The following is a 19664-nucleotide window of genomic DNA, read 5'->3' on the forward strand; positions in this document are numbered from 1 at the left end:
CGTGATTGGCCGCAGGCGGCCATTGACGGCGCTTGAACGGGCCCCTTTCGCTCCTTATACCTTTGTCATGAAACGTCGAAACTTCTTTCGTTTTTCCGCTCTTGGTCTGCTCGCTCTGGCGGGTGGGGGCCTCTATGCCCGCCGTTCGAACGCGAGCGCCTATTATAGCGGCCCGATCTCCGATCATTTCGACGGGGTGCGCTTCTTCAATCCCGGCGGTTCGCCGCCCGGCAATTTCATGGGCCTTATGAAATGGCGCTTCAATGGCGAGCGCGCCACATGGCCGGAAAGCTATCCGAGCCCTTTTCCCTTCGCAAAACCGGAAGCCCGGATCGAAGGCAGGGACATGCGCGTCACCTTCGTCGGCCATGCCTCGTTTCTCATCCAGACGGCGGGGCTGAATATTCTCATCGATCCGGTGTGGTCGCAGCGCACCAGCCCGTTCAGTTTCGCCGGTCCCAAACGGGTCAATGCGCCCGGCATCCGTTTCGAGGACCTGCCGCCCATCGACCTGGTGCTGGTGACGCATAATCACTACGACCATCTGGATATGGAAACGCTGAAGCGCCTGCATGTCGCGCACAAACCGCTCTTCATCACGCCGCTCGGCAATGACGCCATCATCCGTACCGGGGTCGAGGCGGCGCGCATCGAGGTGGGCGACTGGGGCGATGTGGTGGAGACAGGGCCGGTTAAAATCCACTTCGAGCCGTGCCATCACTGGTCGGCCCGCGGCCTGAACGACCGGCGCATGGCGCTATGGGCTGCCTTCGTCATCGAAACGCCCGGCGGTAAAATCTACCATATCGGTGACACCGGCTTCCATGAAGGTCTCAATTATCACGCCGCGCGCAAGAAGCACGGCGATTTCCGCCTCGCAAACCTGCCCTTCGGCGCTTACGAACCGCGATGGTTCATGAAGGGCCAGCACCAGAACCCGGCGGAAGCCGTGGAAGGCATGAAGCTTTGCGGTGCGGCGCATGTCTGCGGGCACCATTGGGGTACGGTACAGTTGACGGATGAGGCCGTGGATGCACCGCTTGCGGCCCTGAAGGTCGCATTGACAGAGCAGGGGGTGGAGGAGAGCCGTTTTCGGCCGATGCGCCCCGGCGAGGTCTTCGACGTGCCTTCCGCCTGATCGCTGCCGCGTTTGCGCCGTAACAGTCTGGTAATTTGCTGCCCTTTCCGCCATATAGGGCGAAAGCGCGGGGAAATCCCCTATGCAATCCGATTTTCAGACGGTTTTCAGGTTTAGGGCAATGGTGGATACGGTCGAATTTGCGAAGATGAACGGGCTTGGCAACAAGATCCTCGTTGTCGACATGCGCGGCCGTAAAGATATGGTCACGCCGGAGGCGGCGATTGCGCTGAACGCCGATGCTGCCACACAGTTCGACCAGATCATGGCCATCCACGATCCGCGTGTCAGTGGCACGGATGCATTTATCGACATCCTCAATTGCGATGGCACGAAGGCGCAGGCTTGTGGCAATGGCACGCGCTGCGTGGTGCAGGCGCTGTCGTCCGAAACGGGCAAGACCAGTTTCACTTTCCAGACGGTGGCTGGCATCCTCAACGCCGTCGAACATGAAGACGGCATGATTTCCGTCGATATGGGCCTGCCGCGTTTCCGCTGGAGCGATATTCCTCTTTCGGAAGAGTTCCACGATACCAGCCGTATCGAATTGCAGATCGGGCCGATCGATGCGCCGATCCTGCATTCGCCGGCCGTGATGTCCATGGGCAATCCGCATGCGATTTTCTGGGTGGATCGCGATCCGATGGAGTTCGATCTCGAACGTTTCGGACCGCTTCTCGAAAACCATCCGATCTTTCCGGAAAAGGCCAATATCACGCTGGCGCAGGTGATTTCCGACAGCGCGCTGCGCACCCGCACCTGGGAGCGCGGCGCCGGACTGACGCTTGCCTGCGGTTCCGCCGCCTGCGCTTCAGCTGTTTCCGCTGCCCGCACCGGCCGCACCGGCCGAAAGGTCACTATCGATGTGGCCTCTAGCCCCATTCGCGTTCCGCTGACGATCGACTGGCGTGAAGATAACCACGTCATCATGACCGGCCCTGCCGAGTGGGAATGGTCAGGTTCGGTCGACCCCGTCACCGGTTCCTGGGCGCGGGATGCGGTCGAGCGGGGGGCTGTATGAGCGGCGTCGAGGTCATAACCTTCGGCTGTCGTCTCAACACCTATGAATCGGAAGTGATGCGGGCGGAGGCCGAAAAGGCCGGGCTCAACAATGCCGTGCTGGTCAACACCTGCGCCGTGACGGGTGAGGCGGTGCGCCAGGCACGCCAGGCCATCCGCCGGGCAAGGCGGGACAATCCGCATGCCCGTATCATCGTTACCGGCTGCGCCGCCCAGACCGAGAAGCAGACCTTTGCCGAGATGCCCGAGGTGGATGCGGTGCTGGGCAATGAAGAGAAGCTGAAAAGCGCCTCCTATCGTGCGCTGCCGGATTTCGGCGTTTCGGCGGAAGAAAAGCTGCGCGTCAACGATATCATGAGCATCAAGGCGACCGCGCCGCAGATGGTGAAGCACATCGACGGGCATGTGCGCGCCTTTATTCAGGTGCAGAACGGCTGCGATCATCGCTGCACCTTCTGCATCATTCCCTATGGGCGCGGCAATTCCCGCTCCGTGCCGATGGGGGCCGTGGTGGATCAGGCGCGCAGGCTGACGGAAAGCGGCTATTGCGAGATCGTGCTGACCGGGGTGGATGCAACGAGCTATGGTGCGGACCTGCCGGGAGAACCTTCCCTCGGTTATCTTGCCAAGACATTGCTGAAGCAGGTGCCGGATATTCTGCGTCTGCGGCTTTCCTCCATCGACAGTATTGAGGCCGACCGCCATCTGATGGATCTTGTTGCCGATGAGCCGCGTTTCATGCCGCATCTGCACCTGTCCCTCCAGCATGGCGACGACATGATCCTGAAACGCATGAAACGCCGCCATTTGCGGGCTGATGCCATTCGCTTCTGCAACGAGGTGCGATTGCTGAGGCCCGATATCGCCTTCGGGGCGGATATGATCGCCGGTTTTCCGACCGAGACGGAAGAGATGTTCGAAAACGCCGCGACGCTTGCGGAAGAATGCGGCATTTCCAGCCTGCATGTCTTTCCCTACAGCCCGCGTGCGGGGACGCCCGCGGCACGCATGCCGCAGCTCGACCGGGCTTTGGTGAAGGAGCGGGCGGCGAGGCTTCGGGAGCGCGGCGAGGCGCTGAAGCTGGCGCATATGCAAAATATGGTCGGTTCGGTGCAGACGATCCTCGTTGAAAATAACGGTTTTGCCCATACCGACAATTTCACGCTGGTGGAGGCGTCGCATCTTGCTCCGCGCACTCTTGCGCAGGTTGCGATTACCGGCCACAACGGCAAACATCTGAACATGAAGCTTCTGGCGGCGGATGCGGCCTGAGGCGGCACAAGAGAAAACACACGGGAACGACCATGGCCCTCGGCTTCATCAAAAAAGTCTTTTCGTTCGGCAAGGACAAGGCCGAAACGAATGACCGGCCGCAAGAGGACACCGCGCCTGAGCGCGGCAATGAAAACGCTTCCTTCGAAGCGGCGCTAAGTGACGCCGAAGCGCATGGCCCTGTCGATAAGGACCCGGTTTCCGAACTGGAGATGGAGACGGCCGGCGGACCAGCCCCGGACGAGGCGACGGACGTGGTCCTTCCCGACGATGACGAGGAAGAGGACGCACCGCTTCTGCCCGGTGCCGAGCTTTCCGGCGATATGGGCGTGGTGCCGCTGTCGTTGCTACAGGCGGAAGCAGCCGCCGAAGAGCAGGTCGAATCTGCCCCCCAAGCAACGGATGTTGTGCTGGATGCGGATGCGATGGATGCGCTGCTTGACGAGGCCGAAGCCGCGACTGCCGCCGAGCCCTCCGCTACACCGCCAGCTCTACCAAAGGGTTTTTCGTCCGCCAGTGAGCGGCAGGAGCCTGCCCCTGCCGCACCGCAGGTAAAACTGACATGGTTTCAGCGCCTGCGGGCAGGGCTTGCCCGTACATCGTCGCAGCTGACCACACAGATTTCGGCGCTTTTCACCAAGCGCAAGCTGGATGAGGATACGCTTGATGAGCTGGAGGATCTTCTCATCCAGTCGGATCTCGGCGTCGAGACTGCCATGCGCATCACCGGCGCCCTGTCTTCCGAGCGTTACGGCAAGGATGTGAGCGGCGAGGACGTGGCGCGCATCATGGCGGGCGAGATCACCAAGGTCCTGAAGCCTGTGGCCAAGCCGCTGGAACTCGATCTTTCACACAAGCCGCATGTCATTCTCGTTGTCGGTGTGAATGGTACGGGCAAGACGACGACTATCGGCAAGCTTGCCGCCAAGCTTTCCGGTTCGGGTCTCAAGGTCATGCTGGCGGCGGGCGATACGTTCCGCGCGGCGGCCATCGAGCAACTCAAGATCTGGGCGGACCGCACCGGTTCGCAATTCATTGGCACCAAGCTTGGCGCGGATGCAGCGGGGCTTGCCTATGATGCCTATGAGCAGGCGCGGGCGCAGAAAAGCGACGTTCTCATCATCGATACGGCCGGTCGCCTGCAGAACAAGACGGAGCTGATGGCGGAGCTGGAAAAGATCGTGCGCGTGCTTGGCAAGCTCGATCCGGATGCGCCGCACACCGTGCTGCAGACGCTGGATGCGACGACCGGCCAGAACGCCATGAACCAGGTAGAAATATTCCGCAATGTCGCGGGTGTTTCGGGCCTGATTATGACAAAATTGGATGGCACGGCGCGGGGCGGTATCCTCGTTGCCATCGCTGCCAAACACAAGCTGCCGGTTTATTTCATCGGTGTGGGTGAAGGTGTTGATGATCTGGAGCCCTTCGAGGCGGAAGATTTCGCCAAGGCCATTGCGGGAGTTTGAGTATGGATATTGAAAGCAATTCCAAGGAAAGCGAAAAGATGGTGGCGGAAATCAGCCCGCTCCTGAAATTCGTGCTCGAGCTTGGCCCGCTCATGGTCTTCTTCTTCGCCAATTCCCGCGGCGAATGGCTGGCCTCCACTTTCCCCGTGCTGACGGAGTTCGGCGGGCCGATCTTCATCGCCACTGGCCTGTTCATGATCGCAACGGCTTTGGCGCTTTCCGTCTCATGGGTGCTGACGCGCAAGTTGCCGATCATGCCGCTGATATCGGGCATAGTGGTCTTCGTGTTCGGCGCGCTGACGCTTTGGCTGCAGAACGATACTTTCATCAAGATGAAGCCGACCATCGTCAACACGCTGTTCGGTGTCATTCTGCTCGGCGGCCTGTTCTTCGGGCAATCGCTGCTCGGTTATGTCTTCAATTCGGCCTTCCGGCTGACGGATGAGGGCTGGCGCAAGCTGACGCTGCGCTGGGGCATATTCTTCCTCTTTCTTGCGGTGCTGAATGAGGTGGTGTGGCGCATGTTTACCACCGACACCTGGGTTGCCTTCAAGGTGTGGGGCACGATGCCGATCACCATCATCTTCACCATGGCGCAGATGCCGCTCGTCATGCGCCATTCGCTGGAACCGCTTAACAAGGACGAAAAATGACCGTTGCAGAGATGTCGGCTTCCCGTTCGCGCTCGCTCAAATGGTTCGGCGTGGCCGCCGGGCTGCTTCTCCTGCAAATCGTCATCCTTTACGCCATGGGCCGCATTCCGATCTGCGAATGCGGTTATGTGAAGCTGTTCGAGCCGGGCGTGAACACGCCGGGCAATTCCCAGCATCTGGCCGACTGGTATACTCCCTCGCATATCATTCACGGTTTCCTGTTCTACTGGTTCGCCTGGCTGCTGTTCCGCAACAGGTCGCTTTCCATGCGGCTTTCGCTTGCGGTTCTGGTGGAAGCGGCATGGGAAATCCTAGAAAACTCGCCTCTCATCATCGATCGTTATCGGACCGCGACGATGGCGCTGGGTTACACCGGCGACAGCATCCTGAACTCGGCGATGGATACCGTTTTCATGGCGCTGGGTTTCCTGTTTGCCGCCCGTGTGCCGGTGTGGTTGACGGTGGCGATCGCCATCTTCTTCGAAATCTTCACCGGCTGGCTGATCCGTGACAACCTGACGCTGAACGTGGTCATGCTGCTTTGGCCCGTGGACGCGATCAAGGAATGGCAGAACGCGCTCCCGCAAATGTGAACGGGTTTTCCGGGGCCGCGGGCCGAAAGGCACGGAAGCCGTGCAATATATGCAGGTTTTCTTAATGGCATTGCCGTAGTGTCAGGCAAAGGCTCGTATCTCCCTCCGGCAGAACCCATTGCAAGACAACTTCGCCTATCTTCTCCCCTTCATCATGCTGACATTCGGCGTGGTGTTCCTGTTCCTGCAAAGGATCGGCCACGCTTCCGCCCGCTATTGGGGTATAGGATATCTTTCGGCGGCCTTCGGTTTTGCGACACCTCTGGTGCTTGGCGGCCTGCCGTTCGAAATACAGGCGATTGTTTCGAACCTGTTGTTCTTCTCCGCCTTCTTCCTCTATGGCCACGCTCTGCTCGTCCATTTCGGGCGGCCGCTTTATATCACGGCCAGGCTGTCGATCGTGGTTGCCGCGGTTTTGCTGGTCTCTTTCCATGTTTTCGTCACACCGGATCTGAAACGCGAGCTCGTCATCGGTGATCTCGTCTGTGCCCTTTTGCTCGCGATTCCGGTCTGGCTCGTGCGAAAGCGCCCCGTCGCGCTTGCGGACAGGCTGATGGTGGGAATTGCCTGTCTTGTGGTGCTGGAGACGCTGGTGCGCATCGGCATGCTGCTGGTGATGACGCCGAGCGGCTCGATGATCGAGCTCAGCGAATTCTTCGAATCCGACTATGCTTTCTACATGCAGCTTGCCGCCAGCATCTTCGGCTTCCTGCTGGCGCTCTCCGTGCTCGCGAGTCAGATTTCCGTCACCGTCGACCGGCATCTGCATGCGGCAGAGCATGATCCGCTGACGGACGTGCTGAACCGGCGCGGCTTCGACCGCCGAGTTCCCGATTTTCGTAACGATATCCCTGAGGGTGTGGTCATCGCCTGCGACATCGACCACTTCAAGCGTATCAACGATGTTTACGGTCATGCGGCTGGAGATATCGTTCTTATCGGTCTTTCCGATCTGCTCAGGCGCAATGCGCCCGAGGATGCGCTGGTGGCGCGCTTTGGCGGTGAGGAGTTTGTGGTCTTCCTGCCCGGCCAGACAGCTGCCGCAGCCGGCCAGCTGGCCAATGCCATGCGGACAGGTCTTTCGTCGCTCGATTGGCGCAACCGGGGTGTAACCAGCCAGATCACCGCGAGCTTCGGTGTCTCGGCCGTCGCGAGGGGAGATCATTCCATTCATGACGCCATCAAGCGGGCCGATGACGGTCTCTATGCCGCAAAACGCGGCGGTCGCGATCAGGTGGTGCTGGAAGGCATACGTCTGCCGGCTGAAGGCCCTTCGCTGAGGGTCGTTACCAAGGGGTGATGCCCTACCGAGCGCGTTATTTCCCGGCTGCGGCCGCAATGGCTGGCAGCAGATCGCGCTCGACGCTGCGGGCATCGAAGGGGCCGACCTTTTTATAAAGGATCGTGCCATCCGCGCCGACCAGGTAACTTTCGGGAATGCCGTAGACGCCCCAGTCTATCGCGGCCTTGCCGTTTGGATCGACGCCTATCGCAGCAAAGGGATTGCCGAGCTCGCCGAGGAAGCGCAGCGCATTATCCTGCTTGTCCTTGTAATTGATGCCGACGACGGTGATTCGGCTGTCTTTCGCCAATTCCTGAAGCAGCGGATGCTCCTGCCGGCAGGGAATGCACCAGGAGGCGAAGACGTTCACCAAAGTCAGCTTGCCCTTGATGGCGGCATCGGTCAGCGCCGGCAGGTTGGAGCCTTCCAGCGGCGGTAGCGACAGGGTGGGCGCCCTGGTGCCGATCAGCGCCGAGGGAATGGCGCTGATATCCAGCCCGTTCACGTCCTGATCGTAAAGCATCTTGCCGGCGACGAGGGCGAAACCGCCGAACAGCAGCAACGGCAGCAGCGCAAGCGCATAGCGTGCACGGCCTGTCGTTTTGGCCTTGATGTCCCGGTCAGCCTGCGTCATTGCGCGTCACCTGCGGAACCGGCTCTCGCCCTGCGGCGCACGCCGGATGCCTCGAGTTCTTTCAATTCCCGTTTGCGTGCCTGACCGTCCACGACGACCCAGGCGATGAGACAGAGAACGACAAGGCCGGTCGCCGCATAGGACATGCCGATATAAAAGGCGTGCGTCATCTCCTCAGCCCTCCCGGTTCGCCATGCGGGCGGCGAGACGCCGCTGCGCGGCCACGCGCCGACGCCAGATTTCGTTGCGCATGGCGGCGATGTGCAGCGTGAAGAACAGCAGCGTGAAACCGACGGCCATGGTCAGCAGCGGCCAGAGGAATTCCGCATCGATGGCGGAGCCGCCCATGCGGATGACGCTTGCCGGCTGGTGCAGCGTGTTCCACCACTCGACCGAAAATTTGATGATGGGGATATTCACGAAACCGACGAGGATCAGCACGGCGCTGACACGGGCGGCTCTCGACGGATCGTCCATGGCGCGGTTGAGCGCGATCAGCCCGAGATACATCAGGAAAAGCACGAAGACGGAGGTCAGCCGTGCATCCCACACCCACCAGGTTCCCCACATGGGCTTACCCCAGAGCGAGCCGGTGACGAGTGCAATCAGCGTGAAGGCCGCGCCGATGGGGGCAGCGGCCTTGTGGCTGACATCCGCCAGCGGGTGACGCCAGACGAGGGTGCCGATGGCGGAGACCGCCATGACCGAATAACACATCATGGCGAGCCAGGCTGAGGGCACATGCACATACATTATGCGCACAGTGTAACCTTGCTGATAATCGCCTTCGGTAGTGAAGGACAGATAAAGACCGGCGGCCAGCACCAGCGCCGTGAGCGCAGCGAGCCATGGCAGAATGCGTGCCGCCAGCGCCAGAAACCGGGTGGGATTGGCAAGATCACTGAATTTGGTGATGGTGAAGGTCTGCTCGTTCATGCCGTTTGTGTAACCCGAGAATGGCCGCCCCGCAATTGATCCCTGTCAATCGGGGATCGTCTGGCGTGGTTTCATCAATCCATAACATTGCGCAGCGCCAAAGCGGCGAAGAAAGGTCCGGTCACGGCTGAAAATAACGTGATCGCACACAGAATGAGAAATGGCGGCATGAAGGGCGCCGGGTCCTGCACCGCCGCATAGGAGGCGCTGACGCCGAAGATCAGCACGGGAATGGCGAGCGGCAAGACGAGGATGGACACCAGAAGCCCTCCGCGCGGCAGGGCAACGGCAACCGCCGCCCCTACCGCGCCGATGAAGGTGATGGCGGGCGAGCCGACGAGAAGGGTTAGCATCACGGCGCCGATCGCCACTTCGTCCATGTTCATGAAGAGGCCAAGCAGAGGGGAGGCAAGCACCAGTGGCAGGCCGGTCGTGACCCAGTGTGCCAGGCATTTCACGAACACGGTCAGGACCAGCGGGGTTTCCTGCATCAGGATTAGATCAAGGGAGCCGTCATCCCGCTCGGCCTGAAACAGCCGGTCGAGGCCGAGAAGGGCGGACAGCAGCGCGCCGATCCAAACAATAGCGGGGCCGATGCGGGCGAGCAGGTTGAGATCGGGGCCGACGCCGAAGGGGATGACGGCAACCACTGTCATGAAAAACAGCACGCCGATCAGCGCGCCGCCGCCGGCGCGGATGGAGAGTTTGATGTCGCGGAGGAGGAGGGCGGTCATTGGGGTTGCTCCGCGTCTGGGGCGTTACCCCCCTCTGCCCTGCCGGGCATCTCCCCCTCAAGGGGGGAGATCGGCAAGAGGCTTTTCCGCTGCTTTATTCTCAGGCGTAGAGATGGGCGAGACCTAGCCGCAGGTCGATCTCCCCCCTTGAGGGGGAGATGCCCCGCAGGGCAGAGGGGGGTATGCCCCACGCACATCGCCCTCATGCCCAAGCCTCCACACCCGCAAACCCCGTCATCCGCAATTCCCGCGCGCTCTCCAGCCCCAAAGGCTGATGGGTTGCGGCCAGAACGATGCCGCCTTTCCCAAGATGGTTTTTCACGAGATCGGTAAACATCCCGTCCGCAGCCTTGTCTAGCGCCGCCGTCGGCTCATCGAGAATCCACACCGGTCGCCATGCAATCAAAAGTTTCGCCATGGCAAAACGCCGCTGCTGGCCGGCGGAGAGATAACCGAAGGGCAGGTGGGTAATGCCGGCCAGGCCGACGATCTCCGCCGCCTCATCGATTGCCATGCCCGCACCGCCGGAAAAATCGCCGAGGAAGTCCTTCCAGAACCGAAGATTCTCCGAAACGGTCAGTTCGGTTTTCATAGCATTGCGATGGCCAAGATAATGGCAGGCCTCAGACGGGCGCATGTCAGCGTCTATTTCTTTGCCGGCTATCTTTATTCGTCCCTGTTCGGGCCGCAGCAGGCCGGCCACCGTGCGCAGCAGGGTGGATTTTCCTGAACCGTTGCGACCGGTCAACACAAGAGCCTCACCGTCGCTTAACTTGAAGGAAATATTCATGAATATGAAATCTTCGCCGCGTCGCACGCCAAGATTTTCCGCCGTCAAATCCATGCTGCGGTTCCGATTACGATTTCGTCGTCTCGATCATAAAAAAATCGATTAGGTTCGTTGAATGGTCTGGCACGTTTTAGAGAAATTATCTATATGGGTGTCAACACGCCAGCGGCCGGCGTGAACATCATCTTGCGCCGGACTTGACGATTGCGAGGAGCAATTTTCACGTGCGGACAGCGGAAATGGTCGTACCCGCATCCTGATGTGCATGAGTGCATAGGTGTCCGCACGCACGTGTTGGCTATCAGAGTAAGCGGGGTTTTTATCCATGCCCAAATCACTCGACAGTTTCCAATGTCGTTCCGTCCTTACCGTTGACGGTAAGGAATACATCTATTTCAGCCTTCCCAAGGCTGAAGCCAATGGCCTGAAGGGCGTTTCCAAGCTGCCCTATTCCATGAAGGTTCTCTTGGAAAACCTGCTGCGTTTCGAGGACGGCCAGTCCGTCACCAAGGAACACATTCTGGCGGTTTCCGAATGGCTGAACAACAAGGGCCTGACCGAAACCGAAATCGCCTATCGCCCCGCCCGCGTTCTGATGCAGGACTTTACCGGCGTTCCCGCCGTTGTCGACCTTGCCGCCATGCGTGACGGCATCAAGGCCCTTGGCGGCGATCCGGAAAAGATCAACCCGCTGGTTCCCGTCGATCTCGTCATCGACCACTCGGTCATCGTCGACGAATTCGGCACGCCGAGCGCCTTTGCCCGCAACGTCGAGCTGGAGTATGAGCGCAACGGCGAGCGTTACCGCTTCCTGAAGTGGGGCCAGCAGGCGTTCAAGAATTTCCGTGTGGTTCCGCCCGGCACCGGCATCTGTCACCAGGTCAACCTCGAATATCTCGGCCAGACCGTCTGGACGAAGGAAGAGGATGGCGAGACGATTGCTTATCCGGATACCTGCGTCGGCACCGATTCGCACACGACCATGATCAATGGTCTCGGCGTTCTCGGCTGGGGCGTTGGCGGTATCGAGGCTGAGGCGGCCATGCTAGGCCAGCCGGTCTCCATGCTTCTGCCCGAGGTTATCGGCTTCAAGCTGACCGGCAAGGTGAAGGAAGGTGTGACCGCGACCGACCTCGTGCTGACCGTGGTTCAGATGCTGCGCAAAAAGGGCGTTGTCTCCAAATTCGTCGAATTCTTCGGCCCCGGCCTCGATTCGATGTCTCTGGCCGACCGCGCCACCATCGGCAATATGGGCCCGGAATATGGCGCGACCTGCGGCTTTTTCCCGGTTGACAGCGAGACTATCAATTACCTGACCATGTCCGGCCGTGCCAAGGATCGCATCGCGCTCGTCGAAGCCTATTCGAAGGCGCAGGACATGTGGCGCACCGGCGACGGTTCCGACCTCGTCTTCACCGATACGCTGGAACTCGACCTTGGCGACGTCGTGCCCTCCATGGCCGGCCCCAAGCGTCCGGAAGGCCGCCTGCCGCTCGAAACCATCGCGCCGAATTTCGCGACGGCTCTTGAAAATGACTATAAGAAGCCCGGCCAGCTTTCGAGCCGTTATGCGGTCGAAGGTGAGGCTTTCGATCTCGGTCACGGCGATGTGGCGATTGCCGCCATCACCTCCTGCACAAACACTTCCAACCCCTCGGTTCTCATCGCTGCCGGCCTCCTCGCCCGCAACGCGGTCGCCAAGGGTCTGAAGTCCAAGCCGTGGGTGAAGACGTCGCTCGCACCCGGATCGCAGGTCGTTGCCGAATATCTCGACAAGTCCGGTCTGCAGAAGGACCTCGACGCGATCGGCTTCAACCTCGTCGGCTTCGGCTGCACGACCTGCATCGGTAACTCCGGTCCGCTGCCGCCGGCGATCTCCAAGACGATCAACGACAAGGGCCTGATCACCGCCGGTGTTCTCTCGGGCAACCGCAACTTCGAGGGTCGTATTTCGCCGGATGTTCAGGCGAACTATCTGGCCTCGCCGCCGCTCGTCGTGGCTTATGCCCTTGCCGGCACGGTCCAGAAGGATCTGACGAAGGAGCCGATTGGCGACGACCAGAACGGCAATCCGGTCTACCTCAAGGATATCTGGCCGACCTCCAAGGAAATCCAGGAATTCATCCTGAAATACGTCACCCGCGAGCTTTACGAAACGAAGTATGCCGACGTGTTCAAGGGCGATGCGAACTGGCAGGCGGTTCAGGTTCCTCCGGGGCAGACCTATGCCTGGGACGACCAGTCGACCTATGTTCAGAACCCGCCCTATTTTGTCGGCATGGGCAAAAAGGGGTCGGGCCTCAAGAACATCAAGGGCGCGCGCGTCCTCGGTCTCTTCGGCGACAAGATCACCACCGACCATATTTCTCCGGCCGGTTCGATCAAGGCCGCTTCGCCTGCCGGCGCCTATCTGACGGCGCATGGCGTCGCCGTAGCTGACTTCAACCAGTACGGCACGCGTCGCGGCAACCATGAAGTGATGATGCGCGGCACCTTCGCCAATATCCGCATCCGCAACCACATGCTCGGCCCGAACGGCAAGGAAGGTGGCTACACCATCCACTATCCGTCCAAGGAAGAGATGTCGATCTATGACGCGGCCATGAAATACAAGGCCGAAGGCGTCCCGCTCGTCATCTTCGCCGGTGTCGAATATGGTAACGGTTCGTCTCGCGACTGGGCGGCGAAGGGCACCAACCTGCTCGGCGTCAAGGCTGTCATCGCGCAGTCTTTCGAACGTATCCACCGTTCGAACCTCGTCGGCATGGGCGTCGTTCCCTTTGTCTTCGAGGAAGGCACGACCTGGGCGAGCCTCGATCTCAAGGGTGATGAAATCGTCGAGATCGACGGTCTCGAAGGTGAAATCAGGCCGCGTGAAAAGAAGATCGCCAAGATCACCTATAGCGACGGTTCGGTGAAGGAAGTTCCGCTTCTTTGCCGCATCGATACGCTGGATGAAGTGATCTACATGAACAACGGCGGCATTTTGCAGACCGTTCTTCGCGATCTGGCCGCATAAAGCTTCAACAATCGAAGACGCCGGGAGAAATCCCGGCGTCTTTCCATTTCATCGTCTCTTTTTTTGTGATTGTCGCTCACCCCTTCGTGACTTTCTATTGAAGGGCAATAGACGTTATTTTCCGGTTTGCATCCCGGCAGGATTGATCGCATCAATTCGTCTGGATCTCTTCCGGACAAAGGTTTTTGTAATGCCGCTGAAATTCCCCCTGTCGATATGTCTTCTCGGCACGTTCCTCGTCACCTCCGCGCAGGCGCAGGAGGCCGTGAAGGGCGTCGTCGAATTGTTCACGTCGCAGGGATGCTCATCCTGCCCGCCGGCCGATGAAGCCCTGCGCAAGATGATCCAGAAGGGCGACGTCGTCGGTCTTTCCTACCATGTCGATTACTGGAACTACCTCGGCTGGACGGATTCGCTGGCGTCTAAGGAAAATACCGACCGGCAATATGGTTACATGCGCGCGCTCGGCCGCAACGGGGTCTATACGCCGCAGGCCATTCTGAACGGCCGCGACCACGTCAAGGGTGCCGATGTTCGCGGCATCTATGACAGGCTGGATGCGTTCAAGCGCGAGGGCAAGGGACTGAACGTGCCGGTCTCGTCGAAATTTGCCGGTGATGAGGTGGAGATCGATATCGGCGCGGGCAGCGGCAAGGCCGATGTCGTCGTCGCTTATTTCACGCGAGAGCAGACCGTGGATGTGCAGAAGGGCGAAAACCAGGGGAAAAAAATGTCCTACTGGCACAGCGTCTATGATGTGCAAACGGTCGGCATGTGGGATGGTTCGCCGATGACGGTGAAGCTTCCGGCGAGCGTGGTGGCCAAGGTGAAAAAGGGCGGCTGCGCCGTGCTGTTGCAGACGGCCAATGCCGGTGGCGATCCTGCGGCAATTGTCGGCGCAAGTATCCTGCTTGGAAATGAAAACCCCTGATCGCCTGTCGGGCGATGGAAGATCCGGTCCGGGCATTGGGGGCTGGGGGTAAAGGGTCAATGCACCGGACCGGGTCATCTTGGTGCCTAGGCATCAATTGACAATAGGACTATTCCACCCAATTCGGGCCATGGTTTGACCGAAATACGGCAGCCCATGCGAAAATGGCTGCCTAAATGGTTACCATTTTTAACCCCTGCCTTTGCCGTTGGCAGCGCTCGTCGGAGAATCGGCGGGCGCAATTCTGCGCTGACGTCTTCCGGTTACTCTGCGCATCGAACGCTTGTCGAACCTTTCCCGGAATTCCCTGCCCTATCCGCCATGCCGGTGCAAAGACTTGCAATTTCGCCCTCTCAGGCTCACACTGCATGGATGATTTGGGTGGAATCGGAGGTATTGGATGACCGATCAACCGGATGTGCAGCAGGTGCAGACCGCTTCACGTGACAATTCCACCGTTATCGATCTCCGCGAATATAAAAAGAACAAGGACCCTTTGCCGGTCACCTTTCACCGCCGCGAGCTGGATGCGATCCTGCGCATCTATGGCCGCATGGTGGGAGAGGGCGAATGGCGTGACTACGCCATCGATCACCTCAAGGAAAAGGCGGTATTTTCCGTCTTCAAGCGTTCAGGTGAAATGCCGCTTTTCAGGATCGAGAAAAACCCCAAGCTGGCGGCGAAACAGGGCGCCTACTGTGTGGTGAATACGGATGGCCGCATTCTCAAGCGAGGGCATGAGTTGCCGCAGGTTCTGAAGGTCTTCGACAAGGTTTTGAAGCTCATCGAGTGAGCTTTCGCAAAAGCGGACTGCCCGCCTCTGGTGGATAGGGCTAAAGAATCTTTCCGAATAAAAAGGCGGCCGAAGGGCCGCCTTTCATATGTCTGGCAATCGAACCCTTAACCTTAGTCGTCGCGGTTTCCGAGGAACTGCAGGAGGAAGGTGAAGAGGTTGATGAAGTCGAGGTAGAGCGTCAGTGCGCCCATGATGGCCTTACGGCCAGCGACGGCAACATCGTCAGCATCGAAATACATTTCCTTGATCTTCTGGGTGTCGTAGGCGGTCAGGCCTGCGAAGATCAGCACGCCAATCGCGGAAATCGCGAACTGCAGCGCGGAGGATGCAAGGAAGATGTTGACGATCGAAGCGATGATCAGACCGAACAGGCCCATGATCAAGAACGAACCCATGCCAGACAGGTCTTTCTTGGTCGTGTAACCGTAAAGCGAGAGCGCACCGAACGAGGCCGCGGTCACGAAGAAGGTCTGCACGATGCTCTGGCCGGTGTAGACCAGGAAGATCGACGAGAGCGAAACACCCATCAGCGCGGCATAAACCCAGAACGTCGTCTGCGCAGCAGAAACGCTCATGTTCTGGATGCGGAAGCTAAGGAAGAAGACCAGTGCCAGCGGAGCGAGCATCACGACCCAGCGCAGCGGCGACGCGAAAAGCAGCTGGGCGAAAGCCGGGTTGGAAGCGGCAAGCGTATAGGTGCCGAACGCTGCAACGCCGGTGATGACCAGAGCCAGCGCCATCAGGTTATAAACCTTGAGCATATAGGCGCGAAGACCTTCATCGATCATCGCACCAGTCTGTGCACGGGTCTGCGCCATGCGGTTCTGGTAGTTATTGAAGTCAGCCATTGTTTCCTCTTTTGAGCTCCGTGATTGCTACGGTGTCGGGATACCTCCCGGGCGCCGCTGCGGAGCTTCAGCAAGCCTGTTCAAGAATATGATGGCAGAACGTGTTCTATACAAGGCCTTTTCCAGCTGAAAAGACACCATATGCGCGAAAAGCGCTCACGTTTTGGCGATCATTACAAAGAATTAATCGTTAAAGTTAAGCGGTGCACAACCGACGATCATTCACCTGCCTGCCGGAGAACCGGGGCTGCCTTCTGCCCGAGAATCCGCCATGTGCCGATGAGGCCGATGCCCACCGTCATGACGAGGGCGACGACGAGCGTTCCGATCGCCACATCCGGCAGGAAGCTGGAGGGCAGCTTCATGATGCGGGCGATCACGAACCATGCGGAGACGCCGCCGGCGAAAAGTGCGAAGACGGCGGTGGCGAGGCCTAGCATCATATATTCGTAGGAGAAGGCGCGGATGAGCAGGTTTCGTGTGCCGCCCAGCGTTTTCAGGATGACCGCGTCATGGGTGCGGGTGCGGTTTCCGGCGGCAAGAGCGCCGGCGAGAACCAGGACGGAGGCGATGAGGGCGACGGCGGCGGCGGCGCGAATGGCGGTGGCGAGCTGGCCGACAAGCCGGTTGACGACGTCGAGCGCATCCTTCACGCGCACGCTGGTGATCGTCGGAAAGGCGTTGGTGACAGCGCGCAATATGCGGCCTTCGTCGGCGGCGGTTGCGGAGGGGTCGGCGAGTGTCGCCAACCACGCATGCGGCGCGCCGCGGAAGGTGTTTGGCGAAAACACCATGACGAAATTGATCGACAGGGATTCCCATTCGACATTGCGCAGATTGGCGATCCTTGCCGTTATGCTGCGGCCGAGCACGTTGACGGTCACCGTGTCGCCAATCTTGAGACCCAGTTCCCCGGCTTCCTCGGCCGCGAAGGAGACCAGCGGCTCGCCGCTATAGTCCGGTCCCCACCAGCTTCCTTCTGTGAGAGTCGCGTTTTCGGGAATATCCTGCGAATAGGTGATACCCCGGTCGCCGCGCAGCACCCAGCGTCCGGCTGGAGGCACCTCCATTTTCGTGACGTCCTCGCCGTTGAGCGCCAGGATGCGGCCGCGCAGCATCGGCACTTCGGTCAGCGCGCCTTCCGGCGCTTCCCGCTTCAGAAGATCGCGGAAGCCCTGAAGTTCGCTGCCCTGAATATCCACGAAGAAGAAATTCGGTGCGCGGTCCGGCAGGCTGTCCGTCAGTTCGCGGCGCAGATTGCCGTCTATCAGCGTGAGCGTCACGAGCAGGGTCAGGCCGAGGCCGAGCGAAAGGACGACAGACGGGGTGAGCGCGCCCGGCCGGTGAATATTGCCGATCGCCAGCCTGAGCGCAGCCGAATGAACGCGCGGACTACGCTTGGCGATGGCTTTCACGCCGGAGGCAACGAGCCTCAGCACCACGAAGGCAAAAGCGATGGCGGCAAGGAAGACCGAGGCGATGAAGCGGTCTTCCGCCGAAAGGATGGCCAGCGCGGCGAGCGCTGCCAGCAGCAGGCCGGTTGCGGCCAGATAGGGCCAGGATGGCCAGCTTCCCTCCTCGAAACCCTGTTCGCGGAAAAGCGCCGTTGCCGGCACTTCGCGCGCCTGGCCAAGCGGCACGATGGCGAAAGCGAGCGTCGTCAGGAGGCCGAACAGGGCGGCAAGGCCGAGCGCGCCGGGATAGAAGGCAAGCTCCTCCGGCACGGGCAACACGCCCTCCAGAAACCGCATGGCGATGAGGGGCGCGATGGCGCCGACCACGAGGCCGATGACAATGCCGACAGCGGCAATGAAGGCGATCTGGAAAAGATAGGTCATGGTGACCACCGAGGCTGGCGCCCCTAAGCATTTCAACGAGGCGATGGTGGTGCGCTTGGAATCCAGAAACGCGCGAACGGCATTGGCAACGCCGACACCGCCGACGATGAGGGCGGTGAGGCCCACCAGCGTCAGGAATTGCGAGAAGCGATTGACGTTTTCGGTGAGCGATGGGGCCGCCCGATCACTGGTGCGGATGGACCAGCCGGCATCGGGAAAGGCCTTGTTGGCCGAATCGGTCATCGTTGACCGTGCCGAAGGATCGTTCAGCCTGATCTTGTAGGCATGCTCGACCAGACTGCCGTTCTGAACGAGACCCGAGGCGAAAAGGGCGTCGCGGCTGACCATCAGTCGTGGAGCAAAACCGAAACCGTCGGAGAGAGCATCCGGCTCGTCGACCACGGTGCCGGTCAGTTTCAGCTTCACATTGCCGAGCAGGATTTCATCGCCGACCTTGGTGCCGAGCCGTTCCAGCAGAAGCGGCGCGGCAATGGCGCCGTAGGTGTCGCCGTTCCCGGCCAGAAGCTCATTCAGCGGTCGGTTCGGCTCGGCAACGAAGGTGCCATAGAGCGGGTAAGCGCCATCGATAGCCTTCACTTCCGTCAGGGTCTGTTCGGACCCGTCGCCAAGGCGCGCCATGGAGCGCAACCCGGTGGAAACCGCGACGGTGCCGAGGCTGTCGAGATAGGCCCGCTCTTCCTGTGTCGCTTCCCTGTTGCGCAGTTCGAAACGCACATCGCCCGCCAATATGGACTGACCTTCCGTGGCGATGGCGCTGGTCACCGCGCGCGAGACGGAATTGACGGCGGCGATGGCGCCGGTTCCAAGCGCGATGCAGGCGAGGAAAATGTAAAAGCCGCGCAGGCCCCCGCGAATTTCGCGGCGCGCGAGCCTTGCGGCGTTTCTGATATTGGCGACGGACGGGAGAAGGGATCCGATCATGCCGGTACCGCCCGCGCCATCTGGGGGCGAGCGCTGTCGCCCTCGATCTCGCCGGAGCGTACCTTGATCTGCCGCGAGCAGCGGGCGGCGAGCGAAGGATCATGGGTGACGAGCACCATGGTCATGCCGCGTTCGGCCTGTTTGGCAAACAGGAGATCGGCGATCTGTTTCCCCGTATCGGTATCGAGATTGCCTGTCGGTTCGTCGGCGATCAGCACGGCCGGTGAGGGGGCAAGTGCTCGGGCGATGGCGACACGCTGCTGTTCGCCGCCGGAGAGCTGGCCGGGATAGTGGTTGAGACGTTCGCCGAGACCGACGGCGACGAGCTCGCGTCTGGCGATCTCAAAGGGGTTGGGTGTGTTTGCCAGTTCGAGTGGGACCGCAACGTTTTCCAGCGCCGTCATATTGGCGATGAGATGGAAGGACTGGAAAACAATGCCGATGTTGCGGCCACGAAAATCCGCCAGCGCGTCCTCGCCGAGCTTGTGCAGTTCCGTATCCGCGATGATGATTTCACCGCTATCGAGCCTCTCGAGACCGGCAAGCACCATCAGAAGCGTCGACTTTCCCGATCCGGAGGGGCCGACGATACCAACCGCCTCGCTCTCTCCGATTGAAAGATCGATGTTCTTGAGAACGTGAACGGAGGCGGCGGCATTGCCGAGCGTGAGGTCGGCTTTCTTCAGCTCTATGATGCTTTTCGTCACAATTCTCGTTCCTATATAGGGTGATGAAAACGGTCTGGCGGTCGATGCGGTCGGTATTTCAG

The 19664-nt window shown here is 60.1% G+C and carries 18 protein-coding genes; 10 read left to right on the plus strand and 8 right to left on the minus strand.

What is annotated here, in order from left to right; all coding sequences use genetic code 11:
- Window positions 1–67: 67 nt before the first annotated feature.
- The 7 genes from ACQZ40_RS03985 (at window position 68) to ACQZ40_RS04015 (ending at window position 7445) form a co-directional block, all read left to right on the plus strand.
- Complete coding sequence (locus ACQZ40_RS03985; protein ID WP_065657034.1) at window positions 68–1138, plus strand: MBL fold metallo-hydrolase; 1071 nt, start codon at window positions 68–70, stop codon at window positions 1136–1138.
- 121 nt (window positions 1139–1259) lie between these two features.
- Window positions 1260–2159 carry a diaminopimelate epimerase gene (gene dapF / locus ACQZ40_RS03990; protein WP_448747500.1) on the plus strand — a complete coding sequence of 300 codons (900 nt, stop codon included), beginning with the start codon at window positions 1260–1262 and terminating at the stop codon, window positions 2157–2159.
- Window positions 2156–3430: a tRNA (N(6)-L-threonylcarbamoyladenosine(37)-C(2))-methylthiotransferase MtaB gene (gene mtaB, locus ACQZ40_RS03995; protein WP_448747442.1), complete on the plus strand. Its 1275-nt coding sequence runs from the start codon at window positions 2156–2158 to the stop codon at window positions 3428–3430. Before dapF ends, mtaB begins: the two co-directional genes overlap by 4 nt.
- Before the next feature lie 32 nt (window positions 3431–3462).
- Entirely contained in the window at window positions 3463–4899 is a 1437-nt protein-coding gene (ftsY, locus tag ACQZ40_RS04000) for a signal recognition particle-docking protein FtsY (protein WP_448747443.1), read from the plus strand.
- 2 nt (window positions 4900–4901) lie between these two features.
- Window positions 4902–5552 carry a septation protein A gene (locus tag ACQZ40_RS04005; protein WP_065656922.1) on the plus strand — a complete coding sequence of 217 codons (651 nt, stop codon included), beginning with the start codon at window positions 4902–4904 and terminating at the stop codon, window positions 5550–5552.
- On the plus strand, window positions 5549–6145 hold the full coding sequence (locus ACQZ40_RS04010) for a DUF2585 domain-containing protein (RefSeq protein ID WP_433822575.1): 597 nt from the start codon (window positions 5549–5551) through the stop codon (window positions 6143–6145). The genes ACQZ40_RS04005 and ACQZ40_RS04010 overlap by 4 nt, the downstream gene beginning before the upstream one ends.
- Before the next feature lie 118 nt (window positions 6146–6263).
- Window positions 6264–7445 carry a GGDEF domain-containing protein gene (locus ACQZ40_RS04015; protein ID WP_162934132.1) on the plus strand — a complete coding sequence of 394 codons (1182 nt, stop codon included), beginning with the start codon at window positions 6264–6266 and terminating at the stop codon, window positions 7443–7445.
- A 16-nt stretch (window positions 7446–7461) separates the two neighbouring features.
- On the opposite strand, the gene ACQZ40_RS04020 is transcribed toward ACQZ40_RS04015, so the two are convergent.
- From ACQZ40_RS04020 to ccmA, 5 genes are all read right to left on the minus strand, one after another.
- Window positions 7462–8061: a DsbE family thiol:disulfide interchange protein gene (locus ACQZ40_RS04020; RefSeq protein WP_125145332.1), complete on the minus strand. Its 600-nt coding sequence runs from the start codon at window positions 8059–8061 to the stop codon at window positions 7462–7464.
- Window positions 8058–8231, minus strand: a complete 174-nt coding sequence (gene ccmD, locus ACQZ40_RS04025; protein WP_060725377.1) for a heme exporter protein CcmD — start codon at window positions 8229–8231, stop codon at window positions 8058–8060. Before ccmD ends, ACQZ40_RS04020 begins: the two co-directional genes overlap by 4 nt.
- Before the next feature lie 4 nt (window positions 8232–8235).
- On the minus strand, window positions 8236–8997 hold the full coding sequence (locus ACQZ40_RS04030) for a heme ABC transporter permease (RefSeq protein WP_035261524.1): 762 nt from the start codon (window positions 8995–8997) through the stop codon (window positions 8236–8238).
- Between the two features lie 74 nt (window positions 8998–9071).
- Entirely contained in the window at window positions 9072–9731 is a 660-nt protein-coding gene (gene ccmB / locus ACQZ40_RS04035; protein ID WP_059759870.1) for a heme exporter protein CcmB, read from the minus strand.
- A 202-nt stretch (window positions 9732–9933) separates the two neighbouring features.
- On the minus strand, window positions 9934–10575 hold the full coding sequence (gene ccmA / locus ACQZ40_RS04040) for a heme ABC exporter ATP-binding protein CcmA (protein WP_271045544.1): 642 nt from the start codon (window positions 10573–10575) through the stop codon (window positions 9934–9936).
- A 271-nt stretch (window positions 10576–10846) separates the two neighbouring features.
- On the opposite strand from ccmA, the gene acnA reads away from it, so the two are divergent.
- From acnA to ACQZ40_RS04055, 3 genes are all read left to right on the plus strand, one after another.
- On the plus strand, window positions 10847–13540 hold the full coding sequence (gene acnA / locus ACQZ40_RS04045; protein WP_448747444.1) for an aconitate hydratase AcnA: 2694 nt from the start codon (window positions 10847–10849) through the stop codon (window positions 13538–13540).
- Between the two features lie 190 nt (window positions 13541–13730).
- Complete coding sequence (locus ACQZ40_RS04050) at window positions 13731–14471, plus strand: DUF1223 domain-containing protein (RefSeq protein WP_003523168.1); 741 nt, start codon at window positions 13731–13733, stop codon at window positions 14469–14471.
- Between the two features lie 400 nt (window positions 14472–14871).
- Entirely contained in the window at window positions 14872–15264 is a 393-nt protein-coding gene (locus ACQZ40_RS04055; RefSeq protein WP_003523170.1) for a DUF2794 domain-containing protein, read from the plus strand.
- A 113-nt stretch (window positions 15265–15377) separates the two neighbouring features.
- Here ACQZ40_RS04055 and ACQZ40_RS04060 read toward each other — a convergent pair whose 3' ends face one another.
- The 3 genes from ACQZ40_RS04060 to ACQZ40_RS04070 all read right to left on the minus strand — a co-directional run bounded on the left by ACQZ40_RS04060 (window position 15378) and on the right by ACQZ40_RS04070 (window position 19602).
- Window positions 15378–16115: a Bax inhibitor-1/YccA family protein gene (locus ACQZ40_RS04060; RefSeq protein WP_220317716.1), complete on the minus strand. Its 738-nt coding sequence runs from the start codon at window positions 16113–16115 to the stop codon at window positions 15378–15380.
- A 218-nt stretch (window positions 16116–16333) separates the two neighbouring features.
- Window positions 16334–18895 carry an ABC transporter permease gene (locus ACQZ40_RS04065; RefSeq protein WP_448747445.1) on the minus strand — a complete coding sequence of 854 codons (2562 nt, stop codon included), beginning with the start codon at window positions 18893–18895 and terminating at the stop codon, window positions 16334–16336.
- Window positions 18892–19602: an ABC transporter ATP-binding protein gene (locus ACQZ40_RS04070; protein ID WP_174044912.1), complete on the minus strand. Its 711-nt coding sequence runs from the start codon at window positions 19600–19602 to the stop codon at window positions 18892–18894. Before ACQZ40_RS04070 ends, ACQZ40_RS04065 begins: the two co-directional genes overlap by 4 nt.
- Between the last annotated feature and the right edge of the window lie 62 nt (window positions 19603–19664).

This window comes from Agrobacterium sp. 16-172Ci (assembly GCF_053522725.1).

Excerpts from the sequence above, each read along its gene's own strand:
- ACQZ40_RS03985 (WP_065657034.1), top strand. The coding sequence starts at position 68 with ATGAAACGTCGAAACTTCTTTCGTTTTTCCGCTCTTGGTCTGCTCGCT.
- mtaB (WP_448747442.1), top strand. The coding sequence starts at position 2,156 with ATGAGCGGCGTCGAGGTCATAACCTTCGGCTGTCGTCTCAACACCTAT.
- ACQZ40_RS04065 (WP_448747445.1), bottom strand. The coding sequence starts at position 18,895 with ATGATCGGATCCCTTCTCCCGTCCGTCGCCAATATCAGAAACGCCGCA.
- dapF (WP_448747500.1), top strand. The coding sequence starts at position 1,260 with ATGGTGGATACGGTCGAATTTGCGAAGATGAACGGGCTTGGCAACAAG.
- ACQZ40_RS04050 (WP_003523168.1), top strand. The coding sequence starts at position 13,731 with ATGCCGCTGAAATTCCCCCTGTCGATATGTCTTCTCGGCACGTTCCTC.
- ACQZ40_RS04005 (WP_065656922.1), top strand. The coding sequence starts at position 4,902 with ATGGATATTGAAAGCAATTCCAAGGAAAGCGAAAAGATGGTGGCGGAA.
- ccmD (WP_060725377.1), bottom strand. The coding sequence starts at position 8,231 with ATGACGCACGCCTTTTATATCGGCATGTCCTATGCGGCGACCGGCCTT.
- ccmA (WP_271045544.1), bottom strand. The coding sequence starts at position 10,575 with ATGGATTTGACGGCGGAAAATCTTGGCGTGCGACGCGGCGAAGATTTC.
- ACQZ40_RS04055 (WP_003523170.1), top strand. The coding sequence starts at position 14,872 with ATGACCGATCAACCGGATGTGCAGCAGGTGCAGACCGCTTCACGTGAC.
- ACQZ40_RS04060 (WP_220317716.1), bottom strand. The coding sequence starts at position 16,115 with ATGGCTGACTTCAATAACTACCAGAACCGCATGGCGCAGACCCGTGCA.
- acnA (WP_448747444.1), top strand. The coding sequence starts at position 10,847 with ATGCCCAAATCACTCGACAGTTTCCAATGTCGTTCCGTCCTTACCGTT.
- ACQZ40_RS04020 (WP_125145332.1), bottom strand. The coding sequence starts at position 8,061 with ATGACGCAGGCTGACCGGGACATCAAGGCCAAAACGACAGGCCGTGCA.
- ACQZ40_RS04010 (WP_433822575.1), top strand. The coding sequence starts at position 5,549 with ATGACCGTTGCAGAGATGTCGGCTTCCCGTTCGCGCTCGCTCAAATGG.
- ACQZ40_RS04030 (WP_035261524.1), bottom strand. The coding sequence starts at position 8,997 with ATGAACGAGCAGACCTTCACCATCACCAAATTCAGTGATCTTGCCAAT.
- ftsY (WP_448747443.1), top strand. The coding sequence starts at position 3,463 with ATGGCCCTCGGCTTCATCAAAAAAGTCTTTTCGTTCGGCAAGGACAAG.
- ccmB (WP_059759870.1), bottom strand. The coding sequence starts at position 9,731 with ATGACCGCCCTCCTCCTCCGCGACATCAAACTCTCCATCCGCGCCGGC.